The 23,567-nt window shown below is 40.7% G+C and carries 19 protein-coding genes and 1 pseudogene; 17 read left to right on the plus strand and 3 right to left on the minus strand.

The window, feature by feature from the left end:
* Positions 1-77: 77 nt before the first annotated feature.
* Both tnpA and tnpB read left to right on the plus strand, forming a co-directional pair.
* The gene (gene tnpA / locus VSAL_RS07715) at positions 78-392 is read left to right on the plus strand and encodes an IS66 family insertion sequence element accessory protein TnpA (protein WP_012548925.1); all 315 of its coding nucleotides are present in this window, start codon (positions 78-80) and stop codon (positions 390-392) included.
* Entirely contained in the window at positions 389-655 is a 267-nt protein-coding gene (tnpB, locus tag VSAL_RS07720; RefSeq protein ID WP_049940348.1) for an IS66 family insertion sequence element accessory protein TnpB, read from the plus strand. Before tnpA ends, tnpB begins: the two co-directional genes overlap by 4 nt.
* A gap of 8 nt (positions 656-663) precedes the next feature.
* Here tnpB and VSAL_RS07725 read toward each other — a convergent pair whose 3' ends face one another.
* A complete protein-coding gene (locus VSAL_RS07725) occupies positions 664-1,545 on the minus strand; it encodes an IS982-like element ISVsa6 family transposase (RefSeq protein ID WP_012548944.1) in 882 nt (293 codons plus the stop codon).
* A gap of 269 nt (positions 1,546-1,814) precedes the next feature.
* Between VSAL_RS07725 and VSAL_RS07730 the strand changes: the two genes are divergently transcribed.
* Entirely contained in the window at positions 1,815-3,302 is a 1,488-nt protein-coding gene (locus VSAL_RS07730) for an IS66-like element ISVsa2 family transposase (protein WP_012549008.1), read from the plus strand.
* A gap of 127 nt (positions 3,303-3,429) precedes the next feature.
* A complete protein-coding gene (locus VSAL_RS07735; protein ID WP_012550119.1) occupies positions 3,430-4,671 on the plus strand; it encodes an NRAMP family divalent metal transporter in 1,242 nt (413 codons plus the stop codon).
* Between the two features lie 864 nt (positions 4,672-5,535).
* Here VSAL_RS07735 and VSAL_RS07740 read toward each other — a convergent pair.
* A complete protein-coding gene (locus tag VSAL_RS07740; RefSeq protein ID WP_012548931.1) occupies positions 5,536-6,729 on the minus strand; it encodes an IS91-like element ISVsa9 family transposase in 1,194 nt (397 codons plus the stop codon).
* A gap of 95 nt (positions 6,730-6,824) precedes the next feature.
* Between VSAL_RS07740 and VSAL_RS07745 the strand changes: the two genes are divergently transcribed.
* The 3 genes from VSAL_RS07745 (at position 6,825) to VSAL_RS07755 (ending at position 12,171) form a co-directional block, all read left to right on the plus strand.
* Positions 6,825-8,624: a methyl-accepting chemotaxis protein gene (locus tag VSAL_RS07745; RefSeq protein ID WP_083799290.1), complete on the plus strand. Its 1,800-nt coding sequence runs from the start codon at positions 6,825-6,827 to the stop codon at positions 8,622-8,624.
* A gap of 236 nt (positions 8,625-8,860) precedes the next feature.
* Positions 8,861-9,982, plus strand: a complete 1,122-nt coding sequence (gene mltC, locus VSAL_RS07750; RefSeq protein ID WP_012550120.1) for a membrane-bound lytic murein transglycosylase MltC — start codon at positions 8,861-8,863, stop codon at positions 9,980-9,982.
* 35 nt (positions 9,983-10,017) lie between these two features.
* Entirely contained in the window at positions 10,018-12,171 is a 2,154-nt protein-coding gene (locus tag VSAL_RS07755; protein WP_012550121.1) for an HD domain-containing phosphohydrolase, read from the plus strand.
* Positions 12,172-12,256: 85 nt separating this feature from the next.
* Here VSAL_RS07755 and VSAL_RS07760 read toward each other — a convergent pair whose 3' ends face one another.
* The gene (locus VSAL_RS07760) at positions 12,257-13,096 is read right to left on the minus strand and encodes a formate dehydrogenase accessory sulfurtransferase FdhD (protein ID WP_044583237.1); all 840 of its coding nucleotides are present in this window, start codon (positions 13,094-13,096) and stop codon (positions 12,257-12,259) included.
* 153 nt (positions 13,097-13,249) lie between these two features.
* Between VSAL_RS07760 and VSAL_RS24160 the strand changes: the two are divergent.
* From VSAL_RS24160 to VSAL_RS07810, 10 genes and pseudogenes are all read left to right on the plus strand, one after another.
* Positions 13,250-13,710: pseudogene (locus VSAL_RS24160) on the plus strand (DUF3305 domain-containing protein).
* Complete coding sequence (locus VSAL_RS24165) at positions 13,691-14,257, plus strand: DUF3306 domain-containing protein (RefSeq protein ID WP_044583433.1); 567 nt, start codon at positions 13,691-13,693, stop codon at positions 14,255-14,257. The pseudogene VSAL_RS24160 and the gene VSAL_RS24165 overlap by 20 nt, the downstream one beginning before the upstream one ends.
* Before the next feature lie 206 nt (positions 14,258-14,463).
* Positions 14,464-16,140, plus strand: a complete 1,677-nt coding sequence (locus tag VSAL_RS07775) for a 4Fe-4S dicluster domain-containing protein (RefSeq protein ID WP_012550124.1) — start codon at positions 14,464-14,466, stop codon at positions 16,138-16,140.
* Positions 16,141-16,144: 4 nt separating this feature from the next.
* Positions 16,145-16,756, plus strand: a complete 612-nt coding sequence (locus VSAL_RS07780) for a TorD/DmsD family molecular chaperone (protein WP_012550125.1) — start codon at positions 16,145-16,147, stop codon at positions 16,754-16,756.
* 78 nt (positions 16,757-16,834) lie between these two features.
* The gene (locus VSAL_RS07785; RefSeq protein ID WP_012550126.1) at positions 16,835-17,032 is read left to right on the plus strand and encodes a twin-arginine translocation signal domain-containing protein; all 198 of its coding nucleotides are present in this window, start codon (positions 16,835-16,837) and stop codon (positions 17,030-17,032) included.
* 11 nt (positions 17,033-17,043) lie between these two features.
* Positions 17,044-19,899, plus strand: a complete 2,856-nt coding sequence (locus tag VSAL_RS07790; protein WP_012550127.1) for a formate dehydrogenase subunit alpha — start codon at positions 17,044-17,046, stop codon at positions 19,897-19,899.
* 11 nt (positions 19,900-19,910) lie between these two features.
* On the plus strand, positions 19,911-20,519 hold the full coding sequence (fdh3B, locus tag VSAL_RS07795; RefSeq protein ID WP_012550128.1) for a formate dehydrogenase FDH3 subunit beta: 609 nt from the start codon (positions 19,911-19,913) through the stop codon (positions 20,517-20,519).
* A 16-nt stretch (positions 20,520-20,535) separates the two neighbouring features.
* Positions 20,536-21,555: a formate dehydrogenase subunit gamma gene (locus tag VSAL_RS07800; RefSeq protein ID WP_012550129.1), complete on the plus strand. Its 1,020-nt coding sequence runs from the start codon at positions 20,536-20,538 to the stop codon at positions 21,553-21,555.
* A 245-nt stretch (positions 21,556-21,800) separates the two neighbouring features.
* Positions 21,801-22,334, plus strand: a complete 534-nt coding sequence (locus VSAL_RS07805) for a GNAT family N-acetyltransferase (protein WP_012550130.1) — start codon at positions 21,801-21,803, stop codon at positions 22,332-22,334.
* Between the two features lie 193 nt (positions 22,335-22,527).
* On the plus strand, positions 22,528-23,406 hold the full coding sequence (locus VSAL_RS07810) for a hypothetical protein (protein WP_012550131.1): 879 nt from the start codon (positions 22,528-22,530) through the stop codon (positions 23,404-23,406).
* The last annotated feature ends 161 nt before the right edge of the window (positions 23,407-23,567 follow it).

Genomic DNA, 23,567 nt, shown 5'->3' on the forward strand with positions numbered 1-23,567 from the left:
GCGTGCGGGGAACTACACCTAACAAATAAAATTCATTATGCGTATCTTACGATCTTTCATTTAACGAGAACGTAATTATGCAAAAAGATAAAAAGAGAACACCAGAGCAATGGCACGCTCTATTTGAATCTCAGCAATCTAGCAAGCTTAGTGCCGCTGAATTTTGTCGTAACCATAATATTCTGCCAAAGACATTTAGTGCACGTAAAGCACGATGGAAACAAAAGATTAACGCTTCTACTTTCTTGAAAGTAGAAGCGTTAACATCAACTATCATCGCCACTCCACAATTACCAGATATTCAACTTTCTATCGGAAAATTGCGATTAACATTGCCAGCTAATACTGAACCTCACTGGATAGGACTCTTATTAAAAGGGTATCAATCATGAATGTATTTACTGATGTTTCCACCATTTATCTTCATCGTGATTTTGTCGATTTTCGCAAGGCCATTAATGGCCTTGTCGTGATTGTTGAGCAAGAAATGCAACTATCACCGTTTAGTGATGCTCTATTTATATTTTGCAATAAGCCTCGTGATAAACTCAAAATATTGTATTGGGATAAAACAGGATTCGCTTTATGGTACAAGCGATTAGATGAAGACCGCTTCAAATGGCCACGAAATATAAATAACCTGAATTCTGGATAAAACATGCTTTAAGCGAGGATTAGTTCAAATTCACATTCTGATAGCTTAATTCGTGGCTTTTGTTTTTTTAAACAATAAGCCACAACGCCTGAAATTACATTTAGCATGAAACCAGTCACGCTACGATGACGGCTATGTTCAATTTGAGAGATATTCTTCAATTGGTCATTTATCGTTTCGATAATGTATCTCTTTGATAACATAGCCTTATCAAAAGCACTTATCTCTTTTGCTTTCATGTTTTTTCGCGAGGTAGTCACTAAATCGACATCAGAGTTCTTTAAGCTCTCACTCAACTTTTTACCTATGTACCCTTTATCAGCGTACAATTTCCCCGAGAGTTCTTTGCATAAATCAGGTACAGGAGTCCTATCATTTACATTGCCAGCTGTGATTTTCAGCGAAATAATTTCTCCAAGATGGTTAATCAATAAATGAAGTTTGAAGCCGAAAAACCATCCCATGGTACCTTTTCCTCTTTTCGCAACACCATCAAAGACTTTATGGCGAGGAATTCGAATGTTATGGCATACTTTAAGACTCGTGGAGTCAACAAAAGCAATGCCAGTCGGCTTACCTTTGATAGATTGAAAATAGGCACACATTGGGGCGATTAGGCTAGGCATTTTGCTCACAAATCGAGTGTAGCTAAGTAAATTTGGAAAGTATCCTTTCCAATATTGATGAACTAACCCGATATAGAAGTTCTTGAAATCTCTATGATTTGATTGATGAAAAGCGATGACAATAGTCATACATTCACTAGTAGACATTACTGACTGACGTTTTCTTTTTCTCTCACTAGCCTCAACAAGGTATTTTTCCCATTGAGATAAGAATTGATAACAAAAATCATCGACATCACAAAATATATCAACTAATTTATTCATCTTGCCCACCTTTTAAAATACGTTCAAATAATTCTTGGTCGAAAGATCTGATCGTTAGGTGGGCAATTAGTTCAGCCTTATCCAGAATTCAGGTTAAATAACGATACGTTAGCATTATCAGAGCAGCAACTGACACTGCTATTACAAGGTTTTGATATCTTAGGACATCAACCGGTACATTATCAAACAACCCTTTAAATAGTTGATTCTCAGTCAAGAATAGGAGGCAACCGATTGATTACCTGTATTATCGTTATATAGTCATCTACATGACTGATAAAATAAAACCACTTCCTGATACCATTGACGAGCTGAAAGCACTTGTGCTTCAGCTTGAAAATAAATATAACCGTCTTCTAGAGCAATTTCGACTGGCTCAACATCAGCGCTTTGGTAAAAGCAGTGAATCTGACTCGACTCAATTTGATTTATTCAATGAAACAGAAGAAGAAATCATCATTGAAAATGATGACACACAAACGATTACCTACACTCGTCAAAAGCCAAAACGCCAACGCTTACCTGAAGACTTACCGCGTACTGTTATTATCCACGACATAAAAGATAAAACTTGTAAGTGTTGCGGTCTAGAGATGCATGCGATGGGTAAAGACATCAGTGAAAAGTTGGAATTTGTACCAGCTAAAGTGGAAGTTATTCAACATGTTCGTCCTAAATATGCTTGCCGAAATTGTGAAAAAAACAATACTTCAGTAGACATTAAACAAGCCCCAATGCCAGCGTCACCAATCCCTAAAGGGATTGCGACCGCAAGTTTACTTGCTCAAATTATTACGGCTAAATTTCAATACAGTCTTCCACTTTATCGTCAAGAAACGTTATTTCAGCAATGGGGTATCATTATTGGACGGCGAACGATGGCGGATTGGTTAATAAAATGCTCGGTACTATTTACCCCTCTTAATAACGAGTTACATCGTATTTTGCTTGAACAACCCACTCTGCATTGTGATGAAACAACGGTAAATGTGTTGGATGTTGAAAAAGCAAAATGTTATATGTGGGTCTACTGCTCTGGCTATGATTCTCCAGGCTCTGGTGTTTTGCCTGGAATTGTACTTTATGATTATCAATCTAGCAGGCATGGCTACCATCCAGTTAACTTTTTAAAAGGTTATAACGGGTATTTACATACCGATGGTTACCAAGGTTATGAACAAACTGAAGCGATTTTAGTTGGCTGTTGGGCACACGCACGTCGACGATTTATTGAGGCTCAACGTGTTCAAGTAAAAGGGAAAACAGGGAGTGCAGATTGGGTATTGAGTAAAATCCAAAAGCTATACCGGATCGAATCGTTATTAAAAGAGGCTTCCCCTGAAGCCAAGTATGTTGCTAGGCAGACAGAAGCCCGCGATTTACTTAAAGAGCTCCGTGATTGGCTTGATAGCGCAGTTAGTCGAGTATCACCTAAAACAAAATTAGGTGAGGCGATTAGCTATACATTAAATCAATGGGATAAATTAGTTCGTTATATTGATGATGGATTGTTATCTATTGATAACAATCGAGCAGAGCGAGCGGTTAAACCGTTTGTTATCGGCCGGAAAAACTGGTTATTTTCGGGTTCAACGGCTGGTGCAGATTCAAGTGCAATGCTTTACAGCATTGTAGAAACAGCAAAGGCAAACGGATTAATCCCTTACGATTATATTAGGTATTGTCTAGATCGTTTATGTGTTGGATCGCCAGATATCGATTCACTTTTACCTTGGAATGTAAAAGACAAGGTGTAGTTCCCCGCACGCTTACGTTGCTATTGCACAGATAGCGAAGATGAAAATATTACTACAATAATCTCGATTAACGAGAAAGACGTTGCAACAATAAGAGTGCAGCACTGTGACCACAAAAGGAAATCGTATGTCATCAGAAAAAATAGAACCTCAACGGTCCAGAGTGACGCAAAATGAAGGATCAACAACGCGTTCTGGCTTTAGCTGGTCATTGATCATGGGTGCCGCCTTTTTAATGGCAACTTCAGCTGTCGGGCCGGGTTTTTTAACTCAAACAACCGTTTTTACTCAAACGTTAGGCGCAAGCTTTGCGTTTGTTATCCTTATTTCCATCATCTTAGATATAGGCGCACAGCTTAATATCTGGCGAATCATCGTTGTTTCTAAAAAACGAGCGCAAGACATTGCGAACGATATTTTACCCGGCCTCGGTTATGCGATTGCGGGGATGGTTGCCATTGGTGGTTTGGCTTTTAACATCGGTAATATCGGTGGTGCAGGGATGGGGATGAACGTTTTATTTCCAGACATCACGCCCATCGTCGGAGCTGCCATTAGTGCAGTGATTACCGTTGGGATATTCATGTTAAAAGATGCCGCTAAAGTGATGGACCGTTTTACCATCGTTATGGGGGCTGCGTTAATCGTCATGACATTGTACGTGTTATTTTCAACCTCACCACCAGTGGGTGAAGCGTTATATCGTGCAGTATGGCCTGAAAAACTCAATGTACTTGCGATCATTACGCTAGTGGGTGGCACGGTGGGTGGCTACATTACCTTTGCGGGGGCGCACCGTTTAATTGATGCGGGTGTTACGGGTCAAGAAGCATTACCACAAGTAAATCGAGGCTCAATTTCAGCCATCAGTTTAGCGTCAGTGGTTCGTATTATTTTATTTTTAGCGGCGTTAGGCGTTATTAGTACCGGGGTTACGTTGGACCCAACAAATCCACCTGCATCTATGTTTCAACATGCTGCAGGTAATGTGGGTTATAAGATTTTTGGTTTAGTGCTTTGGGCGGCGGCGATCACATCTGTTATTGGAGCCGCTTATACATCGGTCTCATTCTTGAAGACATTGCACCCTGTTATTGAATTGCATTCTCGTCGATTCATTATCGGTTTTATCATTGTATCTACGTTTATCTTTTGCTTTATTGGTAAACCTGTCATGTTATTGATTGTTGCGGGTGCGTTGAATGGTTTCATCTTACCTGTAACGCTAAGTATCATGCTCATTGCTGCAACAAAATCGTCGATTGTTGGTGATTATAAACACCCTGTTTGGATGTCAGTCTTCGGTTGGTTAATCACTGGCATGATGGCTCTTATGAGTATATATACCTTGTATGTGATGATATTTTAATCAATAAGACTAATTATTCTAAGAATAGCGTTATATTTTAGAATTATAATGCAGATAAATACTTTTCATCTGCTTAATTTCAATATACTCAATAGCTGACCCCAATACGTTTACCGACGTGTTGGGGTCTACTTAGTTTTAACATACTGTAAAATTTACAAGTATCCGTCCTTCATGATGTAGGGCTGAGATAAAGCAAATAGCAGAAGGCTTAGCCATTGCTGCTCAAGCGATTATTGATAATGATGAAGATATCCAGCAAGGTGCAGGAACGATTTGTTAATGTAATAACCACCGAATAATTATTCGTATATAAGTCTAACAATAATTATTATTGTTAGACTTTTTTAGTGCGCCTGTGTGGGGGATAAATAGATTAATTTTTGTTATTAAACGTGTTGTTTGTGTGTGGTGCAGTTTTGATAACAAATTTATTACTACTTAGGTGGTGGTTTGTGAAAAAGAACACATTTTTAAATGGTCAGACTGTTAGTATGATTCAGAATGTAAGCATTTGTTTCATTTATGAGTCTTGCAGTTATGATAACAGTGTTGGTTCCACTGTTTACTCTTAATTGCCTCCATCTTATTTCAAATCACAACCATTAGAAGTAGAAAGATTATGCATCTAACTTTAAAAATGAAACTTGTTTTAACAAGTGTGGCACTTATCGTATTACGATTATATCGCTAGGTACAAGGTAAGGAATTTGAATGTTGCTGAGTTAGCATTGGCCCGTCTAAAAAAGCCAATTTCACCATCGCTGTTTTTTTAAAAGGTATCGAAAATATAATTATCGGGGATTTTATAACTGTTTTAGCCCTATTTCATGAGTTTTAGATACACTTATCCTACAAACCTTATTATGCTGCCCTCAATTCTGACTGAACTATCGCATGGGTGACTAAATCATTGACCGAATTTCCGACTCGGAAATTCGTAAACACCAGACGACTTTCACATAAAATACATTCGTACGGATCTACTTTTACATATCCTTTTAACATTGCGGCATACCCTGGCATTTTCGGCTCAGCTTCTATTGTCATACCTAAAGCTGCATAAACTCTAGGCAGAGCTTCTCCACGACGACGCATTGATAAAAAACCGTAGTATCGGATCATCTTGAAATGTTTATCAGGATAGTGCTCTACTATCCGTCTTATCATCTCTTCTGGTGATAATGTTAGGCTGTCTGTTGTTCCTGTTCGATGGTCTAAATAATTAAACGTTATCATTCCGCCTTTGGCGTAATGACTTAAACGTGACGCTGAAATCGGGGGCCGTTTTAAATACCGACCAAGATAGTTCATCGTCGGTTTTACATTATTTGTCTTTTTAGCAAAATGAAGCTTCCAACGACGATTATATTGACTGCTTAAAAAGCGTGACCAATCCGTTTTATTACGGATATAGGGGCATTCTTCGCTTGATAAATCAAGCTCATCATAAGCCTTACCCAATAAACTGACGATAGCCGCTCTCCAACAAGGCTCTGTCGTTTTCATTTGGAAGTAAATGGGTTTCCATAAACCGGTACGTTCACAAATTCCCCCACGAGTGACCGATAAATGTAAGTGCGTATTCCAATTCAGTTTTCGACCGTAAGTATGAAGAGCACAAAAGATACCGACATCTATTCCTTTATCTTTTGCCCATCCCAGCAGAATGTTTGCAGCACATTTGAATAATTTATTTAACAGCCAACGGTTATGACGAAAGATAGGCCATAGCGTGTTTGGAAGGGTAAAGGTGATGTGTTGATATTCGCATTCAGGGAAGACATGTTGTTGCTTTTGTATCCATCGCTCTGTGGCTTTCATGCCACAGCTACTGCACGCTCGAGATTTACAGGTTTGGTGAATATATTTGATATGGGTACAGTCAGGGTTGCAACAATGATATTCGCGAGAGCCAAAAGCCGCTGTCCCACAGGACAGCATCTTTGTGACATTTTCAATCACGACCGCTCTTAGGTTAGCTTTGTTATTATGAAGAAATTTAAGCCAGTTATTTTGACTATTAAATAATTGTTTCAGGGGTTTATATGCGTGCATGGCGATAGGATAAACGATTTATTGGCAACAATGGAAGAGGTTGAGTCCTTTTGATTTGCGCCGTAGGCGCCTATTGTTCTTTTTCATACCAAACAATGAAAACACAAGCATGGGATGCAATTCGAAGTGAGAGCGGAAATACCGCAAAAGCGTACAGTTTAGGAATTGGTGACTGGTTTAAAGGTCGTCAAGATGCAATAACCGGCATGAAAGAAGCCATTGAACGCGATCCTAATCTCGATATTGTCGCTCACTTAAAGCAAACTTTTACCTCTGGTGGTTTTGGGTTGAGTTACTACGGTGACGCTGAAGGCGTAATGCAACGTCAAGATCCATCATTGAATAAAGCGGGCTACGATCCTCGTACACGTGGGTGGTATAAAGAAACCATCGCCGCCAATAAGGGGATTACAACAAAGCCGTATGTAAGTCATACCATGCAAGCGTTAGTGGTGACGTTAACAGAACCCGTTCGTGAGAATGGCAGAATCGTAGGTGTTACGGCCTCAAACTTAGCATTGGGTGCATTAATTGATGATGTGCTTGATATTTCAGTTCCGGGCGATGGTTACGCAATGCTTCTTGATGTGAGCAATCGAATTGTGGTTGCACACCCAAATGAAAAAATGGCGTTAAAACCAATTTCAGAACTGGGACAAGGGTTTGATGCCAATAATCTGAATAGCGAAATTTCATCGGATGGTTTCTTCTTTACTGAACAACAAGGTAAAGAGAAAGCCGTAATGGTGACAGCCGTGCCTAATACTAATTGGGCGATAGCCCTAGTCATGGATCAAGAAACATTAGAAGCCCCATTACATGCGATGCTAGTTAAATTATTGCTTATTGGTGGTTTAATTCTATTGTTTGTTTCATTGTTTACGGGATGGTTAGTGACGCGTCAATTACGTGAACTAGGTACAGTATCAGAAGCATTAGCAGACATCGCCAATGGTGAAGGGGATTTAACGGTTCGCATCAATGTGAAATCGGATGATGAAGTGGGCAAACTGGCTGAGAACTTTAACCAATTTGTGTCTCGCTTACATACCATGGCATCAAATTTACGAGAGATCACATTAGACCTGAATCGTTCGGCAGCCGACTCAGCCGATTCTGCGATCAAAAGAAGTGAAAATATTCGCCAACAGCAAGATGAAATCACGATGGTTGCCACTGCAGTGACAGAAATGGCGAGTGCAACACAAGAAATTGCAGGTAATGCAGAGAACACCGCAAAATCAGCATCACAAGCCGTTGATCTAACGCAAGAAGGCCATCAACAAGTGAATCAAAGTCAATCTTCAATTGGTAACTTAGCGAGTGAAGTGAATAGTGCAGTAAGTATTATTGAAGATCTCAACGGTCACGCTCAAAAAATCAGTTCAATTTTAGCGACAATCCGTTCTATCGCAGAACAAACTAACTTACTGGCGTTGAATGCTGCCATTGAAGCTGCGCGAGCAGGTGACCAAGGCCGAGGCTTTGCCGTAGTTGCTGATGAGGTGCGTGTATTGTCACAACGAACACATACGTCAACCGAAGAAATTCAATCAATGATTGAGACATTGCAATCGACGACACAAGAAGCGGTGTCTGTTATGTCCGATAGCCATCATCTTGCAGAAACCAGTGTGAAAGACGTTGATGAAGCCGGTGTGAGTATTGATAAGATCGCTTCTCAAATTAATGTTATTAGTGACATGGCAACGCAAATAGCGTCAGCAGCCGAAGAACAATCAAGTGTAACGGCTGAGATCAGTCGTAACACGGAAGGTGTACAAGAAGTTGCTAACCAAATGGCGAGTGAAGCGGCAACCGCAGCTAAGCAAGCTGAAGCGCTAAAATCGTTGGCAGATTCATTAGAAGACGAAATAAAACGCTATAAATTATAATGCCTAAATATTGACATAAACCGCCTTTATTGGCGGTTTTTTGCTTTTATATAGTTGTGATGCATGTCACAAAAATTAAAGTGTCGATATTTTTCAAAATATTCAAAAAACTTCGTCGTTTCCTATTCCCAAAAGCCAAACTCTGTGTAAAATACGCCTCCTTATCGGCTAACATGCTATACGTAATCTATCCCAGTATATTGATAAATAAACTCAATATGCGACTTAGGACATAAATGAAAAACTACTGGCTTTCTCTTTTGGTTTGCTTATCTACTGTTTCTTGCACCCCTATTTTTTCTGGCTCAAACACTTCCCTAAGACCTGGGACAACTGTCTGTGATCAATGCAGTAGTATAAACACATCTGCCAGTTCAAAACCGACAAGCGAACAGCTTGCAAACCTAGCGTCTCAAATACACAGTAAATGGGGCGACAAAGAGTTTTTAGAAGCCGGTAAACACCGTTATGTTAAGTATCTTGATGGTTACCGCACTCGCGCGCACATCGATTTTGATAAAGGTAAGATTTATGTTTCAACCGTCTCACAATATGAGCCAAAAGAGACACTCAAAAAAGCGATTGTGAGCACCATTCTTATGCCTGCCGATCCGTCACACGTTGATTTATTCAGTGATAAATCGATTCCATTGCGTGGGCGTCCATTTTTGCTTGGTCAAATTAAAGACCAAGACAATAAAAATATTGAGTGGCCATGGCGTGCGGATCGTTATGCAACCTATTTAATTGATAATCATTTAAAATCAAAACCGATTAAAAGAGGGAACGCGTATTACGTTGAGATCTCAATGGTCAAAGACCACCTTGAGCAACGCGAGTTTCAATACGCTGATTTGATTAAGAAAGCGTCAAAAGAATACGACATTTCCATTGATTTGATTTACGCCATTATCAAAACAGAAAGCAGCTTTAATCCTTATGCTGTCAGTCACGCAGGCGCGTATGGGTTAATGCAAGTGATCCCAAAAACGGCTGGGGCAGATGTCTTTAGTTTAGTGAAAAAGAAACCAGGTATTCCAACCAAAGAATACTTGTTTAACCCAGCGAATAATATTGATACTGGAACCGCATACTTTTATATATTGAAGAACCGTTACTTACGAGATATTAGCCACGCAACAAATAAGCATTACAGCATGATCTCGGCATACAACGGTGGCTCAGGTGGTGTGTTTTCAACGTTTGATCCAAATCGTACGAAAGCGATCAGCGAAATAAACCGTTTACAGCCAAATCAATTGTATTGGGCATTAACGAATAAACACCCTAAAGCTGAAGCGCGTCGATATTTAGAAAAAGTATTGGCGTTTCAAAGAGAATTTAATGAGAAAGCATAGCGCTCAATCTTCGTTACTATTGATAATTAATTGGTGTGTATAAATTGAAATATTTATTCGTTGTTCTCATGTGTTTTTATTCTTCTATGTCATTAGCGATTGAGCTGACAGAGAAAGAACGCCAATGGCTTAAAAACAATCAAGAGTTCACCTTTTTTAACGATGACTATGACTCAAGGCTGTTTTTTATCGAGAATGAGGTTCAAAAAGGACTTTATTTCGATCTGCTTCAAGACATCAATAAAAAACTAAATACGAACTTTAAAATACAAGTCGAGAAGATTGACGATCTAATTAAAAAATTTAATAAGGTTGAAACGGGAGCTTATTTTGATTTTGCGAAAACAAAGGAAAGAAGTGAACATTATAATTTTGTCCCCACGTTATATCGTGTAAATACCAAGGTTTATTATAACGACGCGGCTAAGATCCCCGACCTTGTTAGTTTAAATAATAAAAGAGTGGGGTTAATTGAAGAGTGGTATTCAACCACCAACTTTGTTCATCAGTATGTGAATGATATTAATTATATTCCGGTTCGTTTTTCTAACCTGAATGAGGCAGTTGCCGCACTTAATGTCGGGGAAATTGATGCCTTTATTGCAGATACGCAAGTCAGTGGACATAAGTCATTTTTAACACATAAACTGCCAAGGTTAGATCACTTATACACGTCATTTGCGACGACAAAAGATCACCCTGAAATACACAATATACTTATTAAATATTTCAATAATTTAAGCGCACTAGAAGTACAAGCATTGGTAAAAAAAGCACGTGAAGACTATTTTATTTATGCGTTTAAGAATAATAAAAGTTTGCAGGGCATTAATGCGACGGTGGGTTATGGGTTTGATGAATTTCCTGCCAGCTACATTGTTGGTGATAAGTATCAAGGTATTGCGCCTGTGCTTTTTGACAGCATAAAAACCATCTTCAAAGATTCGGTGACTTTTTCTGAACCGAAGGCGGGAGTATGTCTCGAATACGATGTGTTGCTGTCGACGTTTGTGAATGAGTGCATTACTGATAATTATTATCTGACGAAGTCTTACTATAGTTTTGAATTGTCGGTATTTAACAAGTTAGAAGGCAGTTTTATTTCAACGATTTCTGATGTAAATTATTCTCGATTAGGCATATTAAAAAACGCGCATTATTACGAATACGTCAAAAACAATACGTCGAACGTTACAATGGTATTTTTCGACACATTTGAAGAGATTGTTAAAGCGATTGATGATGGAAGAATAGACTACGCCTTTGGCGATCAGCGTTTATTATTAAACCATACCATTAATGATGACATGTATGATCTAAAAACGGCGGGCACATTACCTGAAACCATTTCAGTGTATATCGCGGTAAAAAAAGACAAAAAAGCGTTATACGATGCCATTAATCTTATTTCAATCAGTTCGGATAATGAGCGATTGATTAAGAACGACTACATTAATGAAAACAAGAAGTACAAGCACAATGACTTCTGGTTATTAGTGGGGATCTTAATCGTCAGTTTGTTGATGATAGTGGTTCTAATTACTCGTATCTTTATGGCGAAAAGAGCGGAACTCAAGCTACTTACCATGAATGAATCTTTGATCGGTTCATTAGAAATGGCGTCGCTATACAGTGATGAAGAAACCAGTGAACATAACAAACGTATTAATATATATTCTGGACATTTATCAAATTTATTAGGAATGCCAAAGCCATTTGTTAAAGATATTCAAATGATTGCGTCACTGCACGACATTGGGAAAATCGGTATTCCTCATTACATTTTGAAAAAGCCGGGGAAACTTGATCCTGCTGAATTCGATGTGATGAAACAACATGTCAATATTGGTTATGACATTATCAAAAATACAGAGTTGAGCGAACTGACTAAAAATATAGTGCTTTACCATCATGAAAAATGGAACGGAAAAGGGTACTTAAACTTAGTGGGTGAGGCGATACCGATTGAAGCCAGAATTGTAAGTATTGTGGATGTGTATGATGCACTGAGACAAAAGCGGGTTTACAAAGAAGGGTTTAGTCATGAAGTCTCTATTCAGATCATTGAAGATGAACTCGGTGTTTCTTTTGATCCGACCATCGCGGCGTTATTCTTAAAACATCATGAAGATTTCAGATCTATTTTTGAAAATAACCAAACGCACGTACCAAGAATACCTCTTAAATAGAGTGTGAGTGCTTATTTTTTAGGGACGAGTAAGAGATTGTCGTCCTTACTCGTCCTTACTTTTCCTAGAGCTTAGCCCCTCAATACTAGTCCCTAAGCGCCGCTTCACCCTTGACATCAAAGTTGATTTTTTCATGCCCAGCAAACACTTGGAAACGCTTACCTTTTGCGCGAGCAATAATCGTAATGCCAAATTTCTGCGCTAAATCTAAGCCCATTTGCGTTACGCCTGAACGAGAAAGTAAAACAGGGATCCCCATTTGAGCGACTTTAATTACCATCTCAGAAGTTAAACGACCTGTTGTATAAAACAGCTTGTTGTCACCCGTACCACGGTTTAACCATAACTCACCCGCAAGGGTATCAACCGCATTATGACGACCTACATCCTCCACAAAAGACGAGACTTGGTTGTTTTCACAAATCGCACAGCCATGCACAGCACCAGCGGCTTTATACGTATCATTGTGATAAGTCAGGGCTTCTAAAGACGCGTAAATATCCGATTGATTGATGGTTACTTGAGGCACTTGGTAATTCTCAAGTTGCTTCATCACGTTGCCATACATGGTGCCTTGGCCACAGCCAGAGGTGACGGTCTTCTTCTTTAAATTCTCTTTGACGTGTTCGGTGGTTTCTTTGGTATTTACCGCGGCTGTTTTGGTTTCCCAATCGATCAATACCGACTCTAAAAGCGACACATCAGAGATGAAATGTTGGTTTTTTAAATACCCCAATACCAACTCGGCAGGGCGAGCGCCTAACGTCATTAATGTCACAACTTCTTGCCAGTTCAGCATTAGGGTTAATGGCTGTTCGCACGCCACTTCTTTGCTAAGCTTCTCACCGTATTCATCATAAACATCCACAGTAAGAGTTTGTTTAGGCACAGCGCCAGTAGTTATTATTTTTGGTGATTGGCTCAAAGTAGGCTCCAATTAAATGAATTTAAGGTAATTTACGATATACACGCAAATTTTATACCATAGAGATAAATCAAAAAGAAAGCGCTGTTGGTATAAGGATTGCTTTATATCATGTATAGCGATAAAAAAGCCTCATAAAAAGAAGGGTAACTTGTGGAACTAAAGACAGAAAGCGTTTGGCCACTGCAATTTGAAGTGATTGAAGAAATAAAGCAAGTAGGCCGTTGGAGTGCCCCTTCTTGGCATATTGGTGATGTACGCCTGTATGAAAAAGTGGCCGTCGCAACACAAAGTAACGGGATGTTATTTGAGCGTGAGCTAGAGATTTTTTTAGATGAAAGAACCGATTATCGTTTCAATCTAAGTTCTCAAAGTCCTAAGTTATTTTTTGCGTTTGAAAATGACAACGACGTACTTACGCCAGTAATGATCACCGCGTCACAAAGCATGATAGGGCAATACATGGATGGCGATTATGTTGTGTTGTCTATCGATATGCCATTACCGATGCAAGCGTGGCTAGAAGCGTTCATTGGCAAGCATGGTGAACTTATCGAAATTCGTAGAAAAAACGTAAAGGTGCGGGGCGCGCAAGTGAGCAACTTCCTAAGTAGATGGTCATTAAGAAAGAGAAAAGTTCAACAAGGTGAAGAGGTTAGCGATGAGCAATCGGTTGAGATTATTGCCGATACAAATCTTGTTGAGAATGATGATGCGGTTGAGAACCGAGCAGAAAATGCGTCGTCTGAGTCTTTAATAGAAACGGCGGATAGCGCAGAAGAGCAAGTCTCTCTGCCAACAAAAGACGATCTTGTTAGTATTAATGGCACAAGCAATGTTAGCCAATTTATGGCAACGGGTGTGGATAAAGATTTGAAAAAAGCCGCGTTGCGTAAGATGTTTTTGAATCCAGAATTTGCGATGGAAGATGAGCCAAATTATTCAACACCAGCCAAATTAAACTCTGATGTCGCAGCAACATTACGAGGATGGATGGTCGAACCGGTTGAAGAGGAAGAAGACGACATTGAGCCAGAGATCAGTGCCGAAACAGAACAAGATAATGATATTGAATCGAACGTCACTAACGAGAATGATAATGAATATCAATGCGTTATAGACAATAAAGAGCAAGACAGTGAGACAAAAAAGACCACTTAATTAATCGGGACATTTTGAACCAAAGTGAGACAAAATGTCCCGACACACTTTTCATCCTTTCTAAATACCTTCAAAAATACCTCTATTTCAGTTATTTATTAAATTATTAATTACCCATTAAGTTGGTACGGTTATTGCGATGTAACACCTAATGAATCCAGTCATAGAACTGAGTAGGCCCAACGGGCTCAAGAATAGGTGAAGCAATGTTAACTCAATTTTTAGCACAATCTGAAACAACAAATGCCAAAGCTCGTCAGTTTGCTATTGCGCAAACTGTGGAACTGAACAACTTGATCCCACCGACAGTAAGTTACGAAAGTCGTGGCAATCTTGTCATCATTGGTCCAACTCGAATTATTGTTGATGTGGCTGAGCAATTCACAGACTTAAACAGCATTACGTTGGTGTCTACAGAATCAGAAAACCAAGCGCACGAGTCAGATCGCACGGTGTATTTTGCAAAAGACTTATCAGTAAAAGGCTTTTTAGGCGCGTTTGATATTGAATGTGTCGTGAATGGCGAAAAAGTAAATCTAGCGAAAGTCACCATCGGTGCAATGGCCTTTGACTTGGTGTTAGACATGAAGCTAGACAGTGTTATGTCTGAGCAAGTGCCGGTTCCTGGCTATTATCCAGTAGGGCGCGGCTACCCAACATTGGCACAAGTGCTAGACGAACTGCCTGGTTTAGTGGGTACGTTTGATAAACCAAAATATTTCCGTTTAAACCCTGATTTATGTGCCCACAGTTCTCGTGGTGTAAAAGGGTGTGAGCGTTGTGTAGACGCTTGTCCCGCTGGCGCATTAACCAGTGAAGGCACCGCAGAAACGGGTCATAACATTCAAATTAACCCATACCTTTGTCAAGGTGTTGGTACGTGTTCAACAGCATGCCCAACTGAAGCTATTAGCTATGCGTTACCAGAAGCTGAAAAAACACAAAATTTCGCGGCTCGCTTATTAGCTAATTACAAAAAAGAAGGCGGAGAGACACCTATCATCGCTTTCTGTAGTGATCGCCATGAAAACTTCAATGTAATGGCATTAAAAACAATGCCAGATCACATTATCCCCGTTGTGCTTGATGAAATTTTATCTGTCGGTATTGATACGTGGTTCTCAGCGTTAGTGAATGGTGCCGCTCAAGTGCTGTTTATCGCAAGCCGTAGAATGCCAGAAACGATCCAACGAGTGCTAACGCAAGAAGTTGAAATTGCACAAGCATTCTTAACGCAACTTGGTCTTGAACCAGAACGTGTGCAAGTGGTGTACATGGAAGCGTTAAATGAAATGGTCTTAATTGACACGCCATTATCTGTTATTGATGGGCAGTTAACGGGCAACAAACGTGAACGCTTGATGGGGGCATTGGATCATTTAGCCTTAAACGCCGCAGCGAATGATATTGAAGTCATCGATGTTCAAGCGATGCCATTCCACGCGCCTTATGGAACCATCGATTGTGTAACCAAAGATTGTACGTTATGCATGGGTTGTGTGGCGGTTTGTCCAACACGCGCATTGCATGGTGATCAAGACAGCCCAACCTTAAAATTCATTGAGCAAGATTGTGTTCAATGTGGTTTGTGTGTGAATGCGTGCCCAGAAAAAGCATTAAGCATGAAAGTGCAAATGAACTGGAACAAAGAAGAACGCCAAGAAACACAAATCATGCACAAAGAAGATGCCGCTTGTTGCCTAACATGTAATAAGCCATTCGCGCCAGCATCCATGATTGAAATGCTAAGAGTTAAGTTACAAGGTAACCCACACTTTAGCGATGAAGCTTCAATCAACCGTCTATACATGTGCGAAGACTGTCGAGTAAAAGACATCTTTATCGACTTATCAGCAAATCCAGAAAAACAATTAAAGGTCTAATACCATGAATGAACAACACCAGATCCGACAAGAAATTTATGGCTTATTAGCGCATTTATTCCGTTCAGCACCAGAGCAAGCATTGGTTGATTGGTTAGTCACCATAGAAACGGAGCAGAGCGAAACCCACGGCATGAGTCAAGCGTGGAGCCAATTGGTTAAGGCGGCAGAGCAAGCCAGCCTTAACGACACGCTAGAAAAACTAGAAGACGAATACCAAAACCTATTTATTGGTGTTGGCCGCGGTGAAGTGATGCAATTTGGATCATGGCACATTGCGGGAGCATTAATGGAAAAACCATTAGTCGCACTTCGCCAAGACCTAATGCAGTTGGGTTTTGAACGCGCAGAAGACGTAAAAGAACCAGAAGACCATATCTCAGCATTATGCGAAGTGATGGCGATGTTGATAGAAGCAGGTGAGGCAGAAGTACTGCAACAACGTTTCTTTAATCGTCATATTCAACCTTGGTATGTCTCGCTGTGTGATCAAATCAATAATGCTCAAAACGCCGATTTTTATAAATCAGTGGCGTGTTTAGCGGAAGCGTTCTTCACGGTAGAACAAACCCGTTTTGCAAAGAACCCAAATGAGATTGAAGTGACTGCGATTTAATTCGCGGTGACAAGAACAGAATTAAAACCATAAAAACAGACGCCCATTCCAAGTGAATTGGAAGCAAAGGAGCATAGCATGAGCAATAAAAAAACGGACCTAAACCGCCGAAATCTACTGAAGGGTATTGCAACTGCTGCTGCCGCAGGAACAGTCGCCGCTGCGGTTTCAGGAACAGCAAACGCAACATCAGTCACTGCTGAGACAAAAGTTGAGAAAAAAAGCGATGGATATCGTGAAACTCAACACATTCGTGATTATTACGACAGCTTATAACGGAGCACATAATGAAACTGACTAAACGTTCCGATTCGGTACAAAAACAAGAGAACCAACTGGGCATTACTCGTCGTATGTTCATGCGTACCTCAACGATTGCCGCTGGTGCAGTAGCAAGCGCAAGCATGTTTGTTTCAAGCATGATGAGAAAAGCACAAGCACAGGAAGTGCCAGTTGATGCACCAACAGAAGTGAAACGTACGATTTGTTCACACTGTTCTGTTGGTTGTGGTATCTATGCTGAAGTTCAAAATGGCGTGTGGACAGGTCAAGAACCTGCATTCGATCACCCATTTAACGCAGGCGGTCACTGTGCGAAAGGCGCAGCACTGCGTGAGCATGGTCATGGCGAACGTCGTCTAAAATACCCAATGAAGCTTGAAAATGGCAAGTGGAAAAAACTGTCATGGGATGAAGCGATCGAAGAGATTGGCAACAAAGCACTTGAGATCCGTAAAGAATCAGGTCCAGACTCAGTTTACTGGTTAGGTTCTGCGAAGCACAACAACGAACAAGCGTATTTGTACCGTAAAATGGCCTCATTATGGGGAACAAATAACGTCGATCACCAAGCGCGTATTTGTCACTCAACCACAGTAGCCGGTGTTGCAAACACGTGGGGTTACGGGGCGATGACGAACTCGTTCAATGACATGCATAATTGTAAATCTATGCTATTCATTGGTTCAAACCCTGCAGAAGCTCACCCAGTAGCAATGCAACATATTCTGATCGCAAAAGAGAAGAATGGTTGTAAGATCGTTGTTGCCGACCCACGTCGCACACGTACGGCAGCAAAAGCCGATCATTATGTTTCATTGCGTCCGGGCTCTGATGTTGCCTTTATTTGGGGCGTATTGTTCCATGTATTCGCAAATAAGTGGGAAGATCAAGAATTCATTAACCAACGTGTGTTTGGTATGGATGAGATCCGCACAGAAGTTGCAAAATGGAACCCTGCTGAAGTGGAACGTGTTACTGGCGTGACAGAAGCAGAAGTATATGAGACTGCAAAACTGCTTTCAGAAAACCGTCCAGGTTGTGTTGTTTGGTGTATGGGTGGTACTCAACATACAACAGGTAACAACAACACACGTGCTTACTGTATTCTAGAACTTGCTCTTGGTAACATGGGTAAATCAGGCGGCGGTGCAAACATCTTCCGTGGTCACGATAACGTACAAGGTGCAACGGATTTAGGTGTTCTTTCAGATACGCTTCCTGGCTACTACGGTGTTGGTGAAGGCGCATGGAAACACTGGTCAAAAGTGTGGGATCTCGATTACGCATGGGTTCAAAACCGATTCGACCAAGGTAAATACAACGGCAAAACGCCAATGAACAACTTTGGTATTCCTGTATCTCGTTGGGTTGATGGTGTTTTAGAAGATAAAGCAAACATCGAACAAAACGACAATATCCGCGCAATGTTCTACTGGGGTCACGCAGTAAACTCACAAACACGTGGTACTGAGATCAGAAAAGCAATGAGTAAGTTGGATATGATGGTAATCGTCGATCCATACCCAACCGTTGCCGCAGTAATGAATGATCGTACTGATGGCGTTTACCTTCTTCCTGCGACAACGCAGTTTGAAACGCACGGTTCAGTAACGGCATCAAACCGTTCATTTCAATGGCGTGAGCAAGTAATTCAACCGTTGTTTGAATCAAAACCAGATCACGAGATCATGTACCTGCTGACTAAAAAGTTAGGGTACTCAGATCAACTGTTCAAACACATCAAAATTGATGAGAACAACCAACCTGTAATCGAAGACATCACACGCGAATTTAACCGTGGTATGTGGACAATTGGTTACACAGGTCAAAGCCCTGAGCGTATTAAAGCGCACACACAAAACTGGCACACGTTCCACAAAACAACGCTAGAAGCAGAAGGCGGCCCAGTTAATGGTGAAACCTACGGTCTTCCTTGGCCTTGTTGGGGCACGCCAGAAATGAAGCACCCAGGTACGCACATTCTTTATGATACGTCGAAACCTGTTGCTCAAGGTGGCGGTAACTTCCGTACTCGTTTTGGTGTTGAGTATGAAGGTCAAAGTCTACTTGCTGAAGACAGCTACCCAGTAGGCTGTGAAATTGAAGATGGTCACCCAGAATTCACTGACAAACTGCTTAAGCAACTTGGTTGGTGGGACGATCTGACTGCCGCTGAGAAAGTCGCAGCAGAAGGAAAAAACTGGAAAACTGACTTATCTGGCGGTATTCAACGTGTTGCCATTAAACACGGTTGTATGCCATTTGGTAATGCAAAAGCACGTGCGATTGTATGGACGTTCCCTGACCGTGTTCCACAACACCGTGAGCCGTTATACACACCACGTCGTGATTTGGTTGCTGATTACCCAACATGGGATGATCGCGCGGCTAACTTCCGTATACCAACATTGTACAAAACAATTCAAGACCAAGATAAGTCAAAAGAATACCCAATTATTCTTACGACAGGTCGTCTTGTTGAGTACGAAGGTGGTGGTGAAGAAACACGTTCAAACCCTTGGCTTGCCGAGCTTCAACAAGAAATGTTTGTTGAAGTAAACCCGAAAGACGCGAATGACATTGGCTTTAAAGACGGTGACATGGTGTGGGTTGAAGGCGCTGAAAGAGGTCGTATTCACGTTAAAGCTATGGTGACACGTCGTGTGAAACCGGGCCTAGCGTTCTTACCATTCCACTTCGGCGGTAAATTCGAAGGAGAAGACTTACGTGATAAGTACCCAGAAGGTACGGTTCCATACGTTAGTGGCGAAGCTGCAAACACAGCAACCACCTATGGGTATGATCCTGTGACTCAAATGCAGGAAACGAAAGTAACACTCTGTAATATCACCAAAGCGTAAGGGGTTATAAAATGGCTAGAATGAAATTCCTATGCGACACCAAACGTTGTATTGAATGTAACGGCTGTGTCACTGCATGTAAAAACGAAAATGATGATGCACTTGAATGGGGCATCCAACGTCGTCGCGTAGTAACACTAAACGACGGTGAACCGGGTGAGACATCAATCTCTGTCGCTTGTATGCATTGTACAGACGCGCCTTGTATGGCTGTTTGTCCGGCTGATTGTTTTGAGCACACAGAAGATGGCATCGTTCGTCACAACAAAGATCTTTGTATCGGTTGTGGTTACTGCCTATTTGCTTGCCCATTTGGTGCGCCGCAGTTCCCTAAACAGGGTGCGTTTGCTGAGCGTGGCAAAATGGACAAATGTACGTTCTGTGCTGGTGGCCCAGGGGTAGAACCAGGTTCACAAGAAGAACGTGATAAATACGGCGCAAACCGTATTGCTGAAGGCAAATTACCAATGTGTGCTTCATTATGTTCAACAAAAGCACTGCTTGCTGGTGATGCAGAGAAAGTCTCTGATATCTTCCGCCAACGTGTTGTAGAACGTGGTGCGAAAGATGCAGGTTGGACAAATGGTGAAGACTTATCGTTTGATGCGACTAAGAGCTAATCCAGTGGAGAGAGTGATGTTGACACAATTAAAACGTCTTTCTCTTTCGTTATTGCTGCCGTTATTGGCAGCATTAACGCTTTCATTTTCTGTGCCTAGCATGGCAAATGAAGGCACGACGAATAAGAGTGCAGAGAAAGAAATGACCCAACTTGGTGGCGCTGATTTTTGGCGTCAAGTAAGAGCGGGCGAAGAAGGCTATACAACCTCACAGTCACCAGAGCATGGTGTACTTATCAGTACTGCTGGCGAAACATGGTATGTATTGAAAGAGAAGTGGATGTCACCATTAGGTGCATTAGCTATCTTTGGTAGTTTAGCGATGGTGGCACTGGCGTACTTTACGATTGGTCCCCTAAAGTTAAGCAAACCAAAAACAGGACGTCGAATTCAGCGTTGGAGCAAAATGGACCGTGCATTGCACTGGAGCATGGCGTTCACGTTTTTAACGCTCGCGTTCAGTGGTTTATGTTTGGTCTATGGTAAACACTTTTTAAAGCCAGTATTACCGACTGATATTTGGGGCATGATCATTTATGCCGCGAAGCAGTACCACAACTACATGGGTCCAATTTTTGGCATCCTATTAATGACTGTTTTAGTGAAATGGTGGAGAAAATCCATTGTAAACAAGACAGACATTCAATGGTTCATGAAAATGGGCGGCATGGTTGGTAAGCATAAAGGCTCGCATCCATCAGCAGGTTTCTCAAACGGTGGTGAAAAAGCGATCTTCTGGCTTCTTATCTGGTTTGGTGCTATCGCAGCGATCAGTGGTTTTGTATTAGATTTCCCAATTTTCGGTCAATTACGCCGTGATATGGAATTGTCTAACTTGATCCATATGTTTGCAGCATTGATCTTGATTTGTGGTTTCATCTTCCACATCTATATCGGTCTATTCGGTATGGAAGCGGGACTAGAAGGCATGGTGACAGGCGATGTTGACGAAACATGGGCTAAAGAACACCACGATTTATGGTATGAAGAAGTAAAAGACCTACCAGAGAATCAGCCAAAAGACAAAAACAGCTAATAGCGAGTTAATATTCGTATAGCGAAAATTGGTAAAACCAAAAGCCGAGCAGGGTAACTTGCTCGGCTTTTTTGTATCTAGTGATTGGGAAAAAGAGAAAACTCACCATTTATAGTTAATATTATCAATAGATTGGTTTTAATGAAAATTAGAAGTTAAAGGCAAAACAAAAAGAAATCACATGAAATTTACCCAGCAAATGGTATGATGTACGCAAGATTAATGACCACCTCAAAGGATGGCTTATGTTTACAGTAGAAGTTGACAGTGAATTGAAATTGGCACTTATTGAGCCCTCTTTTGCTAAAAAGTACTTTGAGATCGTCTCGAAGGAAGAAGCCTATTTATCTCAATGGCTAGCTTGGCCGTCACACGCAAAATCTGAGGATTTCTTTCTACGCTTTGTGCGTAAATCGTTACTTGATCATGCCGAAGGTAAAGGAATGGTTTGCGCCATGATTTACCAAGGTGAGTTGGTTGGTAATGTCAGCTTCAATAAAATTAATCATCTGTTAAAAATGGCTGAAATTGGTTATTGGCTCAGTGAGTCTTATCAGGGGAACGGCATTATTACTCGTGCAGTGTCCAAGTTAATCGAGATTGCTTTCACAGATTTACAGCTTGAGAAAATTCAAATAGCAGCAGGTGAGCACAACCTACCAAGCCGCAAGGTTTGTGAACGTTTAGGCATGACATTAGAAGGCATTATTTCTAATCGCGAAAACTTAAATGGCCGTATTATCAATCATGCTATTTATGGTTTATCGAAGCAGGCTTAGTGCTAACCGCATAAAGCGGCATGTTGCCGCATAGGATGAATGCTGCGACTTATATAATATAGTTTATGGTGTTGATTTATTTGAGTTTAAGAAAAAGGCTAGTAAGCCTTAATAGAATAAGTAGCGACAAATCTGGTAGGGAACTATAAGACATTTTGTCGTAGAAAGAGCGTTAAGTTTTTTTGGAGTTTAGATGACATCTATAGTTTGCTGGAGAAACGCAGAACAAGAAAAAAGTCCTGCTTGGGTTATGTGGGATGGCTTGTGGGCTGTTAGTGATACAAGGGTATCGGATAGCGGCTCAGTCATGACTGATAATTGTCCAAAAGTAACCTCGATATCAGCGTTTACTTATAAAAATTCAGATATTCATCGAAGCAATCCTAAGTGTTTATTTAGGTTCGGCTTCGGTTTTGCCGGAAGCACATTGATTGGAAGTAATGTTAGAGAAATACTAAGCACTTTTGTTGGTAATCTATCTGAAGTGCATTATTACGATCAGCCTGATTATCCTTATGAAGATAAGCTACCCTCACTTATGGAAATTTCCGAGCTGTGCAAAAAGCTTGGTGAAAAGTATATATCTAGTTTAGGTTTCAGTTTTCCAAGGAGAGTTGGATGTGAGTTTTTAATATTTGGTTGTTGTCCTAAAACAAAAGAGTACCGAACCATAATGCTACGAAATTCACCCGATAATCCCGCAGTACTTAATATTATTGAAAAATCATTGAATGACACAGAGTATCTTGTACTTGGTGATCAAAAAGAACGTGTAGCGACTAAAATTGAAGCCATAAAACATCAACTCGTATCGAAAGGTAAGCAAGTACGTAATGCTCCAATATATGCACTTGAGTCTATTTTGGAAGAGGACAATGGAACTATTGGCGGCTTCCTTCAATTATGCATATCGACCGTTGTTGATACTAAACAGTTTTTTATATCGACAGATAAAAATGACAAAAATAACTACCAAGTTGCGGGGTTTAGTTTAATGAGCGAGCTTTCTATACTTGGTGGTTTTTCGGTATCTATGCCCGGTGGTCTATCAATCCCAAGGTTAGTCGAATAAAAACTTAACAAGCAATTTAAGAGTGATTCCCCACGCTTGGCATTTTCAGTTTGGGTCAATTTTAGTGATTACGGTGTTCCAGTTGAGTGTCGTGGTAGCGTGGCTCACACCTTAATTGGGCGTTAGTTTACAAGAGTAGAAAAGGGATTTTATTCCAAGAG

The organism is Aliivibrio salmonicida LFI1238 (genome assembly GCF_000196495.1).
GTDB lineage: Bacteria > Pseudomonadota > Gammaproteobacteria > Enterobacterales > Vibrionaceae > Aliivibrio > Aliivibrio salmonicida.

What these genes read in the sequence shown, in the direction of transcription:
- VSAL_RS07785 (WP_012550126.1), top strand. Translation starts at nt 16,835, where the DNA reads ATGAGCAATAAAAAAACGGACCTAAACCGCCGAAATCTACTGAAGGGT.
- VSAL_RS07810 (WP_012550131.1), top strand. Translation starts at nt 22,528, where the DNA reads ATGACATCTATAGTTTGCTGGAGAAACGCAGAACAAGAAAAAAGTCCT.
- tnpB (WP_049940348.1), top strand. Translation starts at nt 389, where the DNA reads ATGAATGTATTTACTGATGTTTCCACCATTTATCTTCATCGTGATTTT.
- VSAL_RS07780 (WP_012550125.1), top strand. Translation starts at nt 16,145, where the DNA reads ATGAATGAACAACACCAGATCCGACAAGAAATTTATGGCTTATTAGCG.
- VSAL_RS07740 (WP_012548931.1), bottom strand. Translation starts at nt 6,729, where the DNA reads ATGCACGCATATAAACCCCTGAAACAATTATTTAATAGTCAAAATAAC.
- VSAL_RS07725 (WP_012548944.1), bottom strand. Translation starts at nt 1,545, where the DNA reads ATGAATAAATTAGTTGATATATTTTGTGATGTCGATGATTTTTGTTAT.
- VSAL_RS07775 (WP_012550124.1), top strand. Translation starts at nt 14,464, where the DNA reads ATGTTAACTCAATTTTTAGCACAATCTGAAACAACAAATGCCAAAGCT.
- VSAL_RS07735 (WP_012550119.1), top strand. Translation starts at nt 3,430, where the DNA reads ATGTCATCAGAAAAAATAGAACCTCAACGGTCCAGAGTGACGCAAAAT.
- VSAL_RS07790 (WP_012550127.1), top strand. Translation starts at nt 17,044, where the DNA reads ATGAAACTGACTAAACGTTCCGATTCGGTACAAAAACAAGAGAACCAA.
- tnpA (WP_012548925.1), top strand. Translation starts at nt 78, where the DNA reads ATGCAAAAAGATAAAAAGAGAACACCAGAGCAATGGCACGCTCTATTT.
- VSAL_RS07805 (WP_012550130.1), top strand. Translation starts at nt 21,801, where the DNA reads ATGTTTACAGTAGAAGTTGACAGTGAATTGAAATTGGCACTTATTGAG.
- mltC (WP_012550120.1), top strand. Translation starts at nt 8,861, where the DNA reads ATGAAAAACTACTGGCTTTCTCTTTTGGTTTGCTTATCTACTGTTTCT.
- fdh3B (WP_012550128.1), top strand. Translation starts at nt 19,911, where the DNA reads ATGGCTAGAATGAAATTCCTATGCGACACCAAACGTTGTATTGAATGT.
- VSAL_RS07800 (WP_012550129.1), top strand. Translation starts at nt 20,536, where the DNA reads ATGTTGACACAATTAAAACGTCTTTCTCTTTCGTTATTGCTGCCGTTA.
- VSAL_RS07730 (WP_012549008.1), top strand. Translation starts at nt 1,815, where the DNA reads ATGACTGATAAAATAAAACCACTTCCTGATACCATTGACGAGCTGAAA.
- VSAL_RS07745 (WP_083799290.1), top strand. Translation starts at nt 6,825, where the DNA reads ATGAAAACACAAGCATGGGATGCAATTCGAAGTGAGAGCGGAAATACC.